The organism is Acinetobacter seifertii (assembly GCF_000368065.1).
In the GTDB taxonomy this organism is placed as follows: domain Bacteria; phylum Pseudomonadota; class Gammaproteobacteria; order Pseudomonadales; family Moraxellaceae; genus Acinetobacter; species Acinetobacter seifertii.
On record NZ_KB851200.1, the window covers coordinates 1,278,483 to 1,293,275 of the forward strand.

Below are 14,793 nucleotides of genomic sequence, written 5' to 3' on the forward strand. Positions count from 1 at the left end.
TTGAGTCTTAGCCCTTTTAAGCACCGGATGTGCTGTTTATAAATAAGAACGAGAAGGATTTTTCAGCTATGGAAAAACAGCAAGGAATTTTTGAAAGATTTGCTCTTCGGATTAGTGACTGGTCTGAAAAATGGTTTCCTGATTCATATATTTTTGCTTTGCTTGGCGTCATTATTGTGTCTATTGCTGCTTTGAGTATTGGCGCCCCAATCCATGATGTAGCGACTTCATTTGGTAATGGTTTCTGGAGTCTTATTCCATTTACCCTGCAAATGACGATGCTCATTATTGTAGGTTATGTCGTTTCTGTATCTAAGCCCGTCAAATACCTCATCCAAAAAATGGCACGTATTCCAAGCTCTGGTCGCGGTGCCATTGTTTTGGTAGCAACTGTCAGCTTATTAATTTCACTGGTCAATTGGGCTGTTAGTACAATCCTTACAGCGCTTTTAGTGATTGCATTAGCTAAACGTAAAGAGCTGAATATGGATTACCGTGCAGCAGCTGCGGCAGCAATCATTGGTATGGGGGCGACTTGGGCACTAGGAATCAGTTCTTCAGCAGCACAGCTTCAGGCAAATAAAAGTAGCTTACCTGAGTCAATTTACAACCTAACTGGTGTTATTCCATTTACTGAAACGATTTTCCTTTGGCAATCAATTGCGATGACCATTATTTTGGTGATTGTTTCAATCGCGATTGCATATTTTTCAGCTCCAAAAGGCAATAGTGTTAAAACGATTGATAGTTTTGATGTGCAGTTTGAAGAAGACAAGCCACATGAGGAAAAATCAACACGCCCAGGCGATTGGTTAGAAAACTCACCTATTTTAACGATTATTGTAGTGGCTTTAGGCTTAATCTGGATGTTTTTTGAATTTTCAAAAAGCAATCCAATCATTGCGATTTCAAGTTTAAACACATACAACTTTGTTTTTTTAATGCTTGGTCTAGCGTTGCATGGCACGCCTCGAAACTTCTTAAATGCTGTTGCAAAGGCAGTTCCAGCCGTATCAGGAATCTTAATTCAGTTCCCTCTGTATGGAAGTATTGCATTTATTATGACGCAAGCTTTAAACAGTCAGGATTTATCGCTGTCTCATTATGTTGCCGAGTTTTTTGTTTCAATCGCATCAAAAGAAACCTTTGCGATTGTGATGGGAGTTTACTCTGCTGTACTTGGATTCTTTGTACCGTCAGGTGGTGGAAAATGGATTATTGAAGCCCCATATGTTATGCAAGCAGCAAATGATTTAAAGGTTCATTTGGGCTGGTCTGTACAAATTTATAATGCAGCCGAAGCTTTACCAAACTTAATCAATCCATTTTTTATGCTTCCAATGTTAGGCATTTTAAAACTAAAAGCAAAAGATGTGATTGGGTTTACAGTCACTCAGCTCGTTGTGCATTTTCCATTAGTTTTATTCTTGCTGTGGTTCTTTGGAAGAACACTCAGCTATACCCCTCCAACTTTTTAATTTAGTGGCGCCTTTGGTTTAGGCTAAAGGCAAATTTAGCAAAAACACCAATAAGAGATATTAAGATGAGTTCAATAGTTATAGTTTCAGGTAGCCGTACGGCAATGGGTGGTTTTCAGGGTAGTTTATCTTCTCTAACCGCTCCAGATCTTGGCGCTGCTGTCATCCGTGAATCGATCCAACGTGCAGGTGTTAAACCTGAACAAGTAGATGAAGTTATTTTCGGTTGCGTACTCAGTGCAGGTATTGGTCAAGGCCCTGCTCGCCAAGCTATGCGTAAAGCTGGTGTACCTGATCATGTCGGAGCTGTGACCATAAACAAGCTTTGCGGCTCTGCGATGAAAGCTGTATTAATGGCATCGGATACCTTAAAAGCAGGCAGTGCCAATATTATTGTGGCTGGCGGCATGGAATCTATGACCAATGCACCTTATATTTTGCCGAAAGCTCGCGGTGGTTACCGTATGGGCCACGGCGAAATTAAGGACCACATGTTTTTAGATGGCCTTGAAGATGCTGAAACAGGCCGTTTAATGGGTTCTTTTGCTCAAGACATGGCAAACACCAAAGGCTTTACCCGTGAGCAAATGGATAACTTTGCGATTTCTTCACTTAAAAAAGCGCAAACTGCCATTACAGAAGGTTATTTCAAAGAAGAGATTGTTCCTGTTGAAGTAAAAACTCGTAAAGGTGTGGAAGTTGTTGATCAAGATGAGCAACCATTAAAAGCAAATCTTGAGAAAATTCCGACTCTACGTCCCGCTTTTAGTAAAGATGGTACAATTACAGCAGCGAACTCAAGCTCAATTTCTGACGGTGCTGCTGCGTTAGTACTTACTACTGAAGAATATGCACAGTCTCATGGTTTAAATACCTTAGCAAAAATTGTTGCAACGTCTACTCACTCGCAGCATCCAAGCGAATTTACAATTGCTCCAATTAGTGCGATTCAAAAAGTGCTTGAGCGCGCTGGCTGGTCTGTTGACGAAGTAGATGCTTGGGAAATTAATGAAGCTTTTGCAATGGTGGCAATGGCACCAATTCATGAGCTAGGAATAGATGAAGCAAAAGTTAACGTACATGGTGGCGCTTGTGCGTTAGGTCATCCAATTGGCGCTACAGGTTCAAGAATTATTCTTTCTCTCATTTATGCATTAAAACGCTTAGGTAAAAAGAAAGGTGTTGCAGCCCTATGTATTGGTGGCGGTGAAGCAACTGCTGTTGCAATTGAAATCTAATTAAAAAATAAAAGAAGATGTAAGGACTTTCCTTACATCTTCTTTTTTATAAATAAAATTCTTAAGCTGTTTTAAATAGCTCATAGCAAGTTTGACGGAACCATTTATGACTACTCTTATGGTGGCAAGACATATGCCAATGTTGCTTAACATCATAAGTTGGAAAATCAAGCGGTGCAGGTAAAATTTGTAAGTTCTCTCTAACCAATAAAACTTGGCTTAAATAATATGGAACAGTGGCAATCGCATCTGTTTCCTGAACAACTAAACCTACACCTAAGTAACTTGGTAAGCGAATTAAAATATTTCGATCCAACCCTTTATTTTGTAGCTCATTTTTAATGTGATAATGCCCAATACCTGCATCAATATCGATATGATATTCACGCATGTAATCTTCTAGAGTAAAACTATTTGGATCTAAACGCGGATGGCTTTTCGAGCTAATCACGACATAGTGTTGACGGAAAAACTTCTGCTGATAAAAACCTTCTTCTAATTGTGGCAAGAAACCTATCGCCAAATCAATTTCACCATTTGCCATTTGATAGCTGGTTTCTGGCGTAATCGGTCTAATATTTAAACGAATGAGAGGTGCTTTTTCTTTTAAATAGTTAGTTAATTGTGGCAATAAAACCAAATGTGATACATCAGTCATCGCAATGGTAAACAGCTGATCTGACGTTAGCGGATCAAAGTTCACATTAAAGTTATTAATACTTTCAACTTTATCAATCACTTCACTAATCAGAGGAAAAATCTGCTTTGCAAGTTCGGTCGGAATCATTTCATTTCCAACTCGAATAAACAAAGGATCATTAAAATGTTGGCGAATTTTGTTTAGACCGTTACTTACACTCGGCTGTGTTAAACCAATAGCATCTGCAGCCATTGAAACACTTTTGAACCGATAAATATGATAAAAAATATTTAATAATCTACTGTCTAGATCAAACAAAATTGTCTCCGCTTGGACTCAATAATCCAGTGAAATAAGTCAAAAGCAGGTATAAATGATAGAAAGATTCCTATACCCTACTTTTGACTTATTGAAATTTACTCTAAATTAGCAAAGAACTTAGATGAGGGGCAACGCTTTATCATGCCTTTCATCATAAAGACCCAAGCATAATCTACTTATTTGATTAATTTATATATAAATATCGTGTACTTCATCTTGCGAATAAGTATGCGTTATTGTTCTTGCTGGGCTTTAAAACCATTCCATATTTGTTGTACCGATTTATTATCGCTCAAATTATTTTTAAAGATATAAATATCTTGCGCAAGGCAATATTCTTGCTGATCTAAAATGACTAATTTTCCAGCTGCAAGGTCTTCTTCAACGTTAATTTTCGGAATCCATGCAACCCCTAAACCTTGTAAAACCAGTTCTTTTAAGTTAGTTGCATTGTCCGTTTCATATAACGTTTTATAAACAAGTTTACCTTCTATCAGTTGGTCTACCAGTTTTCTTAAGTAAGCATGTTTGCTATAAGCAAGCAATGCAAAATTACTTTTTATTGTATGTTTAGGGCTATGGTCAGGTTCTGTAGCAGAAACAGGAACAATAACTGTCTCGGCAATTTTAATACCACTTAAAATATCATCTCCAACTTTTCTAATATTGCTTTTATCTGCATAGCAAATCATGAAATCACAGGCACCTTCTTTTAACAAAGACAGGCCTTCTCCACTATTCGTTGCGACAATTTCAATTTTTAAATCACGAATAAGAGTAGGAAATTTCTTTAAAAATGTTGTTAAAAAACCTGAAGCTAGTGAGTGAACAACACAAAAACGAATAGTAGATTCACTTTCATTTTTAATATTTTTAATGAGTTTTGCGGTCTCCTCGACTTGCTTTTCAATATTTTTAGACATTACCAACAAAATTCGTCCAATGTCTGTAAATTCGATATTGTTCTTATTGTTTCTAATAATGACTTCAGCACCAATCATTTCTTCAATTTGCTGAATTCTTCGAGTAAAGGCAGATTGGCTAATGAACCTTTTCTCTGCTGCTTTTGAAATTGAGCGTTCACGCTCTAGAGTGAGGAGATCCTCTACCCAGCGAACTTCTAAATTCATCTTATCTATTCCCTTTTATATTTATAATTTTATTAATTGATATTTTTGGGAAGTCGTATGAATAAATGTAGAGATGAATAAAAATGATAAAACATAGGGAGTACCTGCAAAAATGCGAGAAAAGATTGGACAATGCCAAACTATGAAAATGAAGTATGATCCTAGACAGTATCGTGGACAACAAATCCCTCTAAATTCTTAAAATATTTCTTCTCAAAGGCTTCAGGGCTTAACCAGCCATTTGCAGAATGTCTTCTGACCCGATTGTAATAAATCTCAATATAGTCAAACAAGACAGCATTCGCTTCTTTTCGAGTGGCAAACACACTGCCATGGACCACATGACCTTTCAATGTATGAAAGAAGCTTTCAGTCACTGCATTATCCCAACAGTTTCCACGTCTAGACATACTCTGAGTACAATCATTTGTCAGTAACAGCGCTCTAAAATCACGACTACAGTACTGTGAACCTTGGTCCGAATGAACCATAACACCAGTTGGATAACCCTGACGAGCCATTGCATAGTTAAACGTATCACACACCAACTGGCGGTCTATTCGATGGCTGGTTTGCCACCCCACGATACGACGACTAAATAGATCCAGCATCACACATAAATACAGCCAACCTTGCTTGGTACGGATATAGGTAATATCCGTTGTCCAAACCTTGTTAGGCTGAATGACTGTAAATTGACGCTCTAACAGATTGGGTGCTGTAGGCAAACGATGGTTTGAATCAGTCGTATGCTTGTATTTACGCGCAATCCTGCTGCGTAAACCCAGATTTTTCAGCATTCTTCCAACAGTGCGTTCACTCATGCTGTAACCTAAATCATGCATGTCATGTACCAATGAAGGTGCACCCAATCGTGCATGATGCTGCCAATATACGGCTTTTAAATCATTATATTTCTCTACCGTATTGGCCTGACGTTTTCGCCAGGCATAATAGCCTGAAGTGCTGACACCTAGGTATTTACAGGCAGAAGATACCGTGACTTCATTCATATCTAGATCTTGAATTACCGTGTACTTTTCTTGGCATGATCTGTTAGAAAGTACACATGCGCTTTTTTTAAGATGTCATTGGCTTCCTTGAGCTGTTTGACTTCTTTCTCTAATTCCAAGATCCGCTGTTGTTCTGGTGAAAGTTGACGTTTGCTTGAACCCACTGGATTGGTTTCACGAATCCATTTGTCTAAAGTTGAATAACCCACACCTAATTTCTGGGCGATTGCAGCTATAGGCTCGTGTGAGTTTGAAAGTGCATAATCAATTGCTTGCTGTTTAAATTCAGCACTAAAACGTTTGGCCATTTCTTGGATCTCCAAAGTTAACGTTACGTTATCTTTAGAGGGAAGTACTGTCCATTATTTTGGCTAGGATCAGTATTTAATAATTCTGACATAGAAAACAAGATAAGAGAATAATAGGTTTTGTTTTAACACGTTAAGAGATGAACATAAGTACGATCTAATAAAAAAAATTTTTGAAATCAATGAATAAAAGAACATCAGAAAAATAAATAATTCAGTTCAACCAAATAAGTTTTAGAAATAACTATAGGCTTTTATTTAATCATTTTTTATAAAAAATATAGCTTCAGGAATGAAGTAAAATTTGGATAAAAAAAGTCCGCACCTTGGGGAAGAATGCGGACTATGAACTGTTTCAATAACCCATTGTTAAGTTATTGACTAAATTTTGATGCTATTAAATTAGTACACTATTCAACTTTAAGAGCAATCATAAAATCTGATTAAACAACATTTTCCATTTTTATTTCACTAAGAAATAAGAATCTTTTATTTACTCTTACAATAGCTTATAAAGTAAAAATAAATTTAATGAATAATTACTACAACTTATTTCCAAGTTCTATGTAGTGATAATAATTAATTGTATTTCATACAATATTTATAAAGAGTATAAGGCGAAAATTCAATTCCGACTATTATACTAAAGTATCGATTTGCTTATTTTGAACTTATAAAGTCATCATTCACAATAATGACTTTATGGACAAAGGAGATATTCAAAGCAAACTAATACTCTCCAATCAAGTAGTATAATTTTCTTGAAATTTCAACCATCATATTTGCAGTATATTGACTAATTTCAAATATTTGTTTTTTTTGTGGATTAAATACCATGTTGTCTTTTTCATCGCTAAAAAAAACATAAGTTGTATATTTATCCATGTGATGAACATGCTCTTTTAAGCTTAATTTTTCACCAGAATTAGGGTCATATGCAATAAACTTCATTCTCATGCATTTGTCTCTTACAGCGCTTACATCTCAATAATTTTGAATCAAGAGATTATTTAATAGACAACAATCTCAAGCTATAACTCATCGATACGATGCAGTTGGAATATTTTGCTTTGCTTTTTGAATGGATAGCTCAGCATTTTTTATTGATTGCTCAGCCTCTTTAAGCATGTGTGAACTTTTGGTTTCAGCTTTTTCTTCAGTGCCCCAAAGAAGATAGCAAGCAAAACTTCCCAATATTAATAATCCAGCAGTTACTTTTAACATAAACTTAATAAATCAAAATTTTCTGTATTATATGTATTTTTATGTGAAATGCATCACAATTTTATTAAAATTTATTAAACAAAGCTCATTATTTATTCTTTAAAATTAATATTCACATGAAATTTCAATTAAATTTACTGTTTTTAAAAAATAAAATTATGGCCTAACCATATTTAAAACACTCAATTGACGTAATCATTTTTACAATTCTGCACATCAACTATGAATATAATTATTTGAAATAATTAAATATTAATAGAAATTAAGTCTATTGATCTATTCAATTTTTAACTATTCTTTTTAGCTTAACTCATTTTTTGATATGCAAAAAATGCATAATTAGTTTAATAAATGCATTAGAAGTGAAGCATTTCGAATTCTAAGATGAATCATCTTTAATGAATCGAAGTTTAATGATGAACGCTGATATTACTACCCGTATTGAGAAGGATCTTATTGGTCATCGAGAAATCAACAATGACCATTATTACGGAGTTCAAACATTACGTGCTTTAGAAAATTTCAACTTAACAAATAGCAAAGTTGGAAATTTTCCTAATTTAATTAAAGCATTAGCTATGGTTAAACTAGCTTGTGCTGAAGCAAACTATAATCTTAAAAGCTTAGATCAAACTAAATTTGAAGCGATTGAATACAGCTGTAATCAGCTTATTCGTGGTAATTTCCATGACCAGTTCCCAATCGACATGATGCAAGGCGGTGCTGGTACTTCAACTAATATGAATGCAAATGAAGTATTGGCAAATGTTGCTTTGGAATATATGGGCCATTCTAAAGGGCAATATCAATACTTGCATCCAAATAACGACATTAATATGTCGCAGTCAACAAATGACGTATACCCTACTGCAATCCGTTTAGGTCTGCTATTAAGCTTAGATGAGTTAAATCTTCCATTTAACAATTTAATTTTAAGTTTTCTTAACAAATCTCAAGAGTTTGCACACATTTTAAAAATGGGCCGTACTCAATTACAAGACGCTGTACCTATGACTTTAGGTCAAGAGTTTGGTGCATTTGCAGTTACCTTGCAGAAAGATCTTGAGCAAATTAATACGCTTATTCCAAATGTTTTAGCTTATATGAACCTTGGTGGTACAGCGATTGGTACGGGAATTACGACCGAATATAATTACCGTGAACTGGCTATTCAGGCACTTGCAAAAATCTCTGATAAGAAAATTAAGTCAGCTCCAGATTTAATTGAAGCAACTTCAGATATGGGTGACTTTGTTCTTTTATCTGGTTTATTAAAACGTACTGCTACGAAACTTTCAAAAATTGCTAATGACTTGCGTTTACTTTCAAGTGGCCCACGTACTGGCATTAATGAAATTAACTTAGAAGCGCGTCAACCGGGTAGCTCGATCATGCCGGGTAAAGTAAACCCTGTTATTCCTGAAGCGATGAACCTTGCTTGCTTCCAAATTATTGCAAACGATTTGGCTGTAACTTTAGCTGCTGAAGCTGGCCAATTACAGTTAAATGCAATGGAACCGCTTATTGCATTTAAACTATTTGAGTCTATGGACTTACTTGGTAGAGCAATGGCAATGTTCCAAAGCAAGTGTATTGATACGATTACAGCGAATCCTGAACACTGTAAAGCTTTAGTTGAAAACTCAATTGGTATTGTGACTGCACTTAATCCATACCTAGGTTATGAAACTACAACTCGTATTGCTAAAACTGCAAACGAAACTGGACAAAGCGTATTGGCTTTAGTTCAAAAAGAAGGTTTATTATCAACTCAAGTGCTTGATGATATCTTGTCGATTAATAATATGGTTAAACCAAAAATGTCGGCTTAATTCCTGAAAATAAAAAAGGAGCTTTTATAAGCTCCTTTTTTATTTATTCTGTATTTTAAAAACTGAAAGTTGTAGAGAACTGGGCTGTACGTGGATTACCTAAGAATAGATAGTCATCTCCCATAAATGCACCCACATCACGCCAATACTTCTTATTAAATAAGTTATCAATATTGAATCTGAATGTCGTGTCATGCCCAGCAAAATTTGTTTTATAGGCAGCACCAATATTAAAGACGCTATAGCCACCTACTTTTGCCGTGCCCTCTTTATTTGCATATTTACTGCTACTATATTGCATACCACTCAGTAATCGTAATCCTTCAACAGAAGGTAATTTATAAGATAATTGCGCAGTTGCGCGGATTTTCGGCACATTTTGAGTCTGATGGCCTTTGTAGCTGTCAGTATCAATATCAACAAGACGAGATTTGGTATAGGTAACACCTGAACTTACATCGAGTGTATCGGTTAAGGCTCCTGTTAAACCTAATTCAATACCTTGATTGTGTTGCTCACCTTGTTCAACAAAATCGAAAGTTCCATCTGCATTTACTTTGCTATATTGATTATCTTGTTTTAAATCAAAAATAGCTGCTGTTACCAAGAAGTTGCGTATCTGTTGTTTAACTCCAAGTTCATATTGTTCAGAATTTTTAGGTGATAGAACTTCTAAAGCATTATTAGCAAACCATGGTGCTTCACCACCATCTGATAAACCTTTAGCATATGAAGCATAAAGATTAGTTGTAGTAGTTGGGCTATACATGAGCGCTAATTGTGGCAAGAATTTGTTTAAATCCGTATCACGGCTTTGCTGCCCATCTGAATTATAAGCTTGCTCATCAAGGTGAATAAGTTTCCCACCCAATAAAGTTGACCACTGATCATTAAATTGAACTCGGTCAGATACAGTGAAAGCAGTCTGATCACTCTCTAAAGCTTTATAGTAATTTCTTAAGTCAATCTGAGCTGGTGAATAATCCTTTGTTTCTTGATAGATATTACCTAATCCGATAGGGTCAAGCTCCATTGAGTTTGAGTTGTAGCGCTTCAATGTTTTATAAGTATGTTGTACTTCAAAAGCTACCTGATGCTGAATATTGCCAGTCTTGAATTGACCATTTAACCCAGCAGCAAATTGGCTGGTAATACGTGTATCATCTGGACTACGAAAATCGTAAATACCGTAATTACCATCTTTATCAAAAGTATTATTTTGACAGATTCCATTACTATAACAAGCCCATGGAAAAGCGCTGTAATCATCAATCACAACACGGCTTTGAGACGCACTTAAGCTACCATTCCATTGATCATTAAATGCATATTGATATTTCAAACTCGCATTTACACTGTTATTTACAACTGGTTTACTCCAAGACTGATAACCCAATAAACGGTCTTGATCTACGTTCGTTGGTACTTCTTGCCCATCAAGCAGTTGATAGCCCGGTACAGAGCGTTGGCTTTGACGCTGAGCTTCAATATCAAACAGTAAGTTAGAGCGATCATTAATTTTCCAGTCTAAAGCAACTGAACCAAACTCACGCTTACCATTTGCATGATCAACATTTGGGTGAATACTTTCATGCACTAAATTGATTCGATAGCCAAAGTTATCATTTAAAAAGCCGCCTATATCTGTTGCCAGTGTATAGCCACCTTCTGAATTTGCATCGACCGTAATATTTTTAACATCGGCAGGTCTTTTGGTCACGTAGTTAACCACACCACCGGGTGTCGACATTCCACTTTGAATCGCAGAAATACCTTTTAAGATTTCAACTTGCTCTTTATTTTCTAAAGCAACATTTTGCTCACCACGTATACTATGACCATTAATGAGATAACTTGAACCTAAATCGAGTGCGAAACCACGAGCGACAAAGTTTGGATAATAGCCAATAGCAGCGTAGCCATCGCCTAGCGATGAATCATTTTTAATAACATCGGTGAGTGTTTTTGCGTGCTGATCTGCTAGACGCTCAGAAGTAATGGTTGTAATGGAGGCAGGAACTTTCTTTACATCGCCAGTTTGAAAACCAGATAGATTAACTTTCTTTGAGGTGTATAGCGCATCACTATTTTGTGTGGCATTCACAGTAATGGTTGGGAGCTGCGAAACCTCCGCTTCATTTGCATAAACTACAGAGCTTATAAGTGCAATAGATGAAGCCAATGCTGTTTTAGAGCATGTTATGAAGTAAAGATTTAACGCGCGTCTTTCCATTGAATAGTTACCTGCCATAGCGAGCATAATTTATAAAGCTAAAAAACGGTTATATGCCCTATTTTTCAGCCACGCAAGAATACAGGCACCCATATTGAGAAACAACACATTCTGTATTTTTTCGATTAAGTGAATTTGATGCAACTTTTATGCACTTACTTATCAATATATAAATTTCTTTTATTTTCTTTGAAATTGAGGTTATAACTTTTTAAGTATTACAAAATAGCAAAAATGAAACTAAGCTCAAAACTAGAGGAGTCAGGAGAAATTTAACAATAGATATATTTTTAAAATTAGCTCAATGATTTTAAATGCAATTCATTATCAAATTGAATGAAAGGAAATGTTCGATCATTGGTTAATTTATCTTTAAATCGAACAAAAGGACGTAATTTTACTAGAATCGAATTTTAAAATTAGAAAAAATGAATGGTTAGGAATTTTAAGGAAGTGCTCAAGGTCGAGTGATTTTTAATGTTTCATTCTATTTTCTGTATAGCATACCTAAAAAATTCCTAGTTTTTGTCTACAAAACGATGGAATAAATATGACATATACTCAGGAAGAAAAACGTAGCCGGATACGTGGGATTGTAGGCGCAGCCTCTGGTAATTTAGTTGAATGGTTCGACTTTTATATCTATGCAGTATTTGCTGCCTACTTTACTCAAGCCCTAACCGCACCAGATATGGATAGTACGACTAAGTCTATCTATGTTTGGGGTGTGTTTGCTGCAAGTTTCTTTATGCGTCCGATTGGTAGTTGGGTATTTGGACGCATCGCAGACCGACATGGTCGAAAAAAGTCGATGATTATCTCAATCTGTTTGATGGCCCTAAGCTCATTTTTGTTTGCAGCTTTGCCAACTTATGACCAAGTTGGTTTATTTGCACCCTTTCTTTTACTTGTAGTGCGATTACTTCAAGGCTTATCGGTTGGTGGCGAGTATGGTGCAGTTGCAACTTATATGAGTGAACTAGGCTTAAAAGGTCAGCGTGGTTTTTACTCGTCTTTCCAGTATGTCACCCTCTCTGGTGGTCAGTTACTCGCAAGCTTACTTGGCGTTATTTTGTTGGCATTTTTAAGTGAGCAACAATTACATGACGGCGGTTGGCGTATTCCATTTGTGATTGGTGGTATCGCGGCAATTTTATCTTTACTTGCTCGTAGTCGTTTAGAAGAAACACTTTCTCATCAAGATAGTGAGCGTAAAGAGTCTGGTAGCTTAAGAGAACTCTTTAAAAAGCATTGGAAAACCTTTTTATTGGTGGTCGGATACACTTCTGCTGGTTCATTAACGTTTTATGTAGAAACTGTTTATTCAAAAACTTATTTGACCAATTTAGGGATGGATGGAAAAACCGTTGGTTATATCATGACCTTCGCGCTATTTGTCTATATGTGTGCTCAACCTGTATTTGGTGCAATATCCGATCGTATTGGGCGCCGCTCTTCAATGTTGGCATTTAGCTTATTGTCCGCCATATTTATCTATCCAGTCATGGTGGTCGGGATGCGAGCCAATATTGACTCTCCGATTATTATTGCCCTCCTACTCATCTTTATGATGATGTTACTCAGTTTCTATACCTCTATTAGTGGTTTGGTAAAAGCTGAAATGTTCCCACCTCATGTACGAGCTTTAGGCGTAGGTTTTTCGTATGCAGTAGGTAATGCGCTGTTTGGTGGTTCTGCACCTTCAGTTGCCTTACAGTTCAAAGCTGCTGGAATTGAAAATACTTTCTTTATTTACGTCATTGTCATGCTGATTATCTGTTTCTTATGTAGCCTTGCGCTTCCGAAAAATCCAGATTATTTAGAACATGATCACTAAAAACTAAAAGTTAGATATTCTTCTAGAGCTTTTTTTAGAAGAATATCTTTTTAAAATAATAAGAAATTCATTTTTGTTCTGTATCTTATAACTACTTAGTACAACGCACCTGCTTAATTCATTGGCAATTTTGAGTTTGATGCTGCTGATCTATATAAATCAATTTTTTTGATGGGATAAAAAATGGAAAACGAAAAATCCCCTTTACCTGAAAGTATTATTCAAGTTACCTTCTGGCAAGCCTTCTTATTTTGGCTCAAGCTCGGCTTTATTAGCTTTGGGGGGCCAGCTGGACAAATCGCTGTAATGCATCAGGAACTCGTTGAACAAAAGCGCTGGATATCTGAAAAAAGATTTTTACATGCACTGAACTACTGCATGTTGTTACCCGGTCCTGAAGCACAGCAATTAGCAACCTACATTGGTTGGCTCATGCACAGAACTGCTGGAGGATTAGTCGCAGGCATTCTATTTGTACTACCGTCTTTATTTATTTTAATTGGGCTGTCTTGGGTCTATATAAAATTTGGAGATGTTCCGGTTATTGCGGGTATTTTTTACGGGATTAAACCTGCCGTCACCGCAATTGTTTTCCATGCAACTTACCGTATAGGCAGTCGTTCACTTAAAAATAGATTTTTATGGCTCGTCGCAATTGCTGCGTTTCTTGCCATTTTTGTCTTAAAACTTCCTTTCCCGCTTATTGTTTTATCAGCAGGCATTGCAGGTTATTTAGTTAGTAAAAAGTACCCAGAACTATTTTCCTCAACAGCTGGGCATAAAGTCAGTCAAAAAGATTATGGCCCAGCATTTATTGATGATGATACCCCGACACCAGAGCATGCTAAATTCCATTGGTTACGGTTAGCTAAAATTATTTTTATGGCTATCGTTTTATGGTTATTGCCAATTTTAGCTTTAGGCGCATATTTTGGATGGCATCATTCTTATACTCAAATGGCATGGTTTTTTACTAAAGCTGCATTACTCACTTTTGGAGGCGCTTACGCGGTTTTACCTTATGTCTATCAAGGGGCTGTGAATCATTTTGGGTGGCTTTCACCTACGCAAATGATTGATGGTTTAGCGTTAGGTGAAACTACACCCGGTCCACTGATTATGGTGGTTGCCTTTGTTGGTTTTTTAGGAGGTGTTAATCATTCATTACTTGGGCCCGAGCATCTATTTTTTGCTGGAGCGCTCGGTGCTGTCATTGTGACTTGGTTTACCTTTCTCTTTTCATTTGTATTTATTTTTGCAGGTGGCCCTTTTATTGAATCTACTCATAATGAAATTAAATTTACGGCACCACTCACTGCGATTACCGCGGCTGTGGTCGGTGTCATTTTAAATCTAGCATTATTTTTTAGTTATCACGTGCTATGGCCACACGGTTTTTCTGGTCACTTTGATGTTGTCGCTGCGATCATTACTGTGGCTGCATTTATTGCCTTATTCCGCTTTAACATTAATGTACTCTATGTCATTTTTGCATCAGCACTAATTGGTTTAGGTATTTATCTTTTATAAAAATGAGTC

11 protein-coding genes are annotated in these 14,793 nt (G+C 36.3%); 5 read left to right on the plus strand and 6 right to left on the minus strand.

The genetic code is table 11. The features are described 5' to 3' along the window. Positions 1-68 precede the first annotated feature (68 nt). Positions 69-1,478, plus strand: a complete 1,410-nt coding sequence (locus tag F985_RS13420) for a short-chain fatty acid transporter (protein ID WP_004701757.1) — start codon at positions 69-71, stop codon at positions 1,476-1,478. Positions 1,479-1,543: 65 nt separating this feature from the next. Further along, a complete protein-coding gene (locus tag F985_RS13425) occupies positions 1,544-2,716 on the plus strand; it encodes a thiolase family protein (protein WP_004701759.1) in 1,173 nt (390 codons plus the stop codon). 61 nt (positions 2,717-2,777) lie between these two features. On the opposite strand, the gene F985_RS13430 is transcribed toward F985_RS13425, so the two are convergent. From F985_RS13430 to F985_RS13455, 5 genes are all read right to left on the minus strand, one after another. Continuing rightward, entirely contained in the window at positions 2,778-3,674 is an 897-nt protein-coding gene (locus F985_RS13430; RefSeq protein WP_004701761.1) for a LysR family transcriptional regulator, read from the minus strand. Positions 3,675-3,910: 236 nt separating this feature from the next. Beyond that, positions 3,911-4,807, minus strand: coding sequence for a LysR substrate-binding domain-containing protein (locus F985_RS13435; protein ID WP_004701763.1), 897 nt, complete (start codon positions 4,805-4,807; stop codon positions 3,911-3,913). Positions 4,808-4,968: 161 nt separating this feature from the next. Beyond that, positions 4,969-6,128, minus strand: a protein-coding gene (locus F985_RS13440) for an IS3 family transposase (protein ID WP_085945698.1) whose coding sequence is annotated in 2 segments (ribosomal slippage) — positions 4,969-5,894 and positions 5,894-6,128 — 1,161 coding nt in all. Because the reading frame shifts where the segments join, the coding sequence is not laid out codon by codon here. 729 nt (positions 6,129-6,857) lie between these two features. Further along, entirely contained in the window at positions 6,858-7,079 is a 222-nt protein-coding gene (locus F985_RS13450) for a hypothetical protein (RefSeq protein WP_077164232.1), read from the minus strand. An 87-nt stretch (positions 7,080-7,166) separates the two neighbouring features. After that, the gene (locus F985_RS13455; RefSeq protein WP_004701766.1) at positions 7,167-7,352 is read right to left on the minus strand and encodes a hypothetical protein; all 186 of its coding nucleotides are present in this window, start codon (positions 7,350-7,352) and stop codon (positions 7,167-7,169) included. A gap of 413 nt (positions 7,353-7,765) precedes the next feature. Here F985_RS13455 and F985_RS13460 point away from each other — a divergent pair, with 413 nt between their 5' ends. Further along, the gene (locus tag F985_RS13460; protein WP_004701767.1) at positions 7,766-9,184 is read left to right on the plus strand and encodes an aspartate ammonia-lyase; all 1,419 of its coding nucleotides are present in this window, start codon (positions 7,766-7,768) and stop codon (positions 9,182-9,184) included. A 55-nt stretch (positions 9,185-9,239) separates the two neighbouring features. Here the strand turns inward: F985_RS13460 and F985_RS13465 are convergent, their stop codons facing one another. Then, on the minus strand, positions 9,240-11,444 hold the full coding sequence (locus F985_RS13465) for a TonB-dependent siderophore receptor (RefSeq protein ID WP_025469142.1): 2,205 nt from the start codon (positions 11,442-11,444) through the stop codon (positions 9,240-9,242). A gap of 523 nt (positions 11,445-11,967) precedes the next feature. Between F985_RS13465 and F985_RS13470 the strand changes: the two genes are divergently transcribed. Both F985_RS13470 and chrA read left to right on the plus strand, forming a co-directional pair. After that, positions 11,968-13,254, plus strand: a complete 1,287-nt coding sequence (locus F985_RS13470; protein WP_004701769.1) for an MFS transporter — start codon at positions 11,968-11,970, stop codon at positions 13,252-13,254. Between the two features lie 183 nt (positions 13,255-13,437). Next, complete coding sequence (chrA, locus tag F985_RS13475) at positions 13,438-14,784, plus strand: chromate efflux transporter (protein ID WP_004701770.1); 1,347 nt, start codon at positions 13,438-13,440, stop codon at positions 14,782-14,784. The last annotated feature ends 9 nt before the right edge of the window (positions 14,785-14,793 follow it).

Coding starts and splice junctions, on each gene's coding strand:
- F985_RS13420 (WP_004701757.1), top strand. CDS start 69: ATGGAAAAACAGCAAGGAATTTTTGAAAGATTTGCTCTTCGGATTAGT.
- F985_RS13425 (WP_004701759.1), top strand. CDS start 1,544: ATGAGTTCAATAGTTATAGTTTCAGGTAGCCGTACGGCAATGGGTGGT.
- F985_RS13435 (WP_004701763.1), bottom strand. CDS start 4,807: ATGAATTTAGAAGTTCGCTGGGTAGAGGATCTCCTCACTCTAGAGCGT.
- F985_RS13450 (WP_077164232.1), bottom strand. CDS start 7,079: ATGAAGTTTATTGCATATGACCCTAATTCTGGTGAAAAATTAAGCTTA.
- F985_RS13455 (WP_004701766.1), bottom strand. CDS start 7,352: ATGTTAAAAGTAACTGCTGGATTATTAATATTGGGAAGTTTTGCTTGC.
- F985_RS13460 (WP_004701767.1), top strand. CDS start 7,766: ATGATGAACGCTGATATTACTACCCGTATTGAGAAGGATCTTATTGGT.
- F985_RS13465 (WP_025469142.1), bottom strand. CDS start 11,444: ATGCTCGCTATGGCAGGTAACTATTCAATGGAAAGACGCGCGTTAAAT.
- F985_RS13470 (WP_004701769.1), top strand. CDS start 11,968: ATGACATATACTCAGGAAGAAAAACGTAGCCGGATACGTGGGATTGTA.
- chrA (WP_004701770.1), top strand. CDS start 13,438: ATGGAAAACGAAAAATCCCCTTTACCTGAAAGTATTATTCAAGTTACC.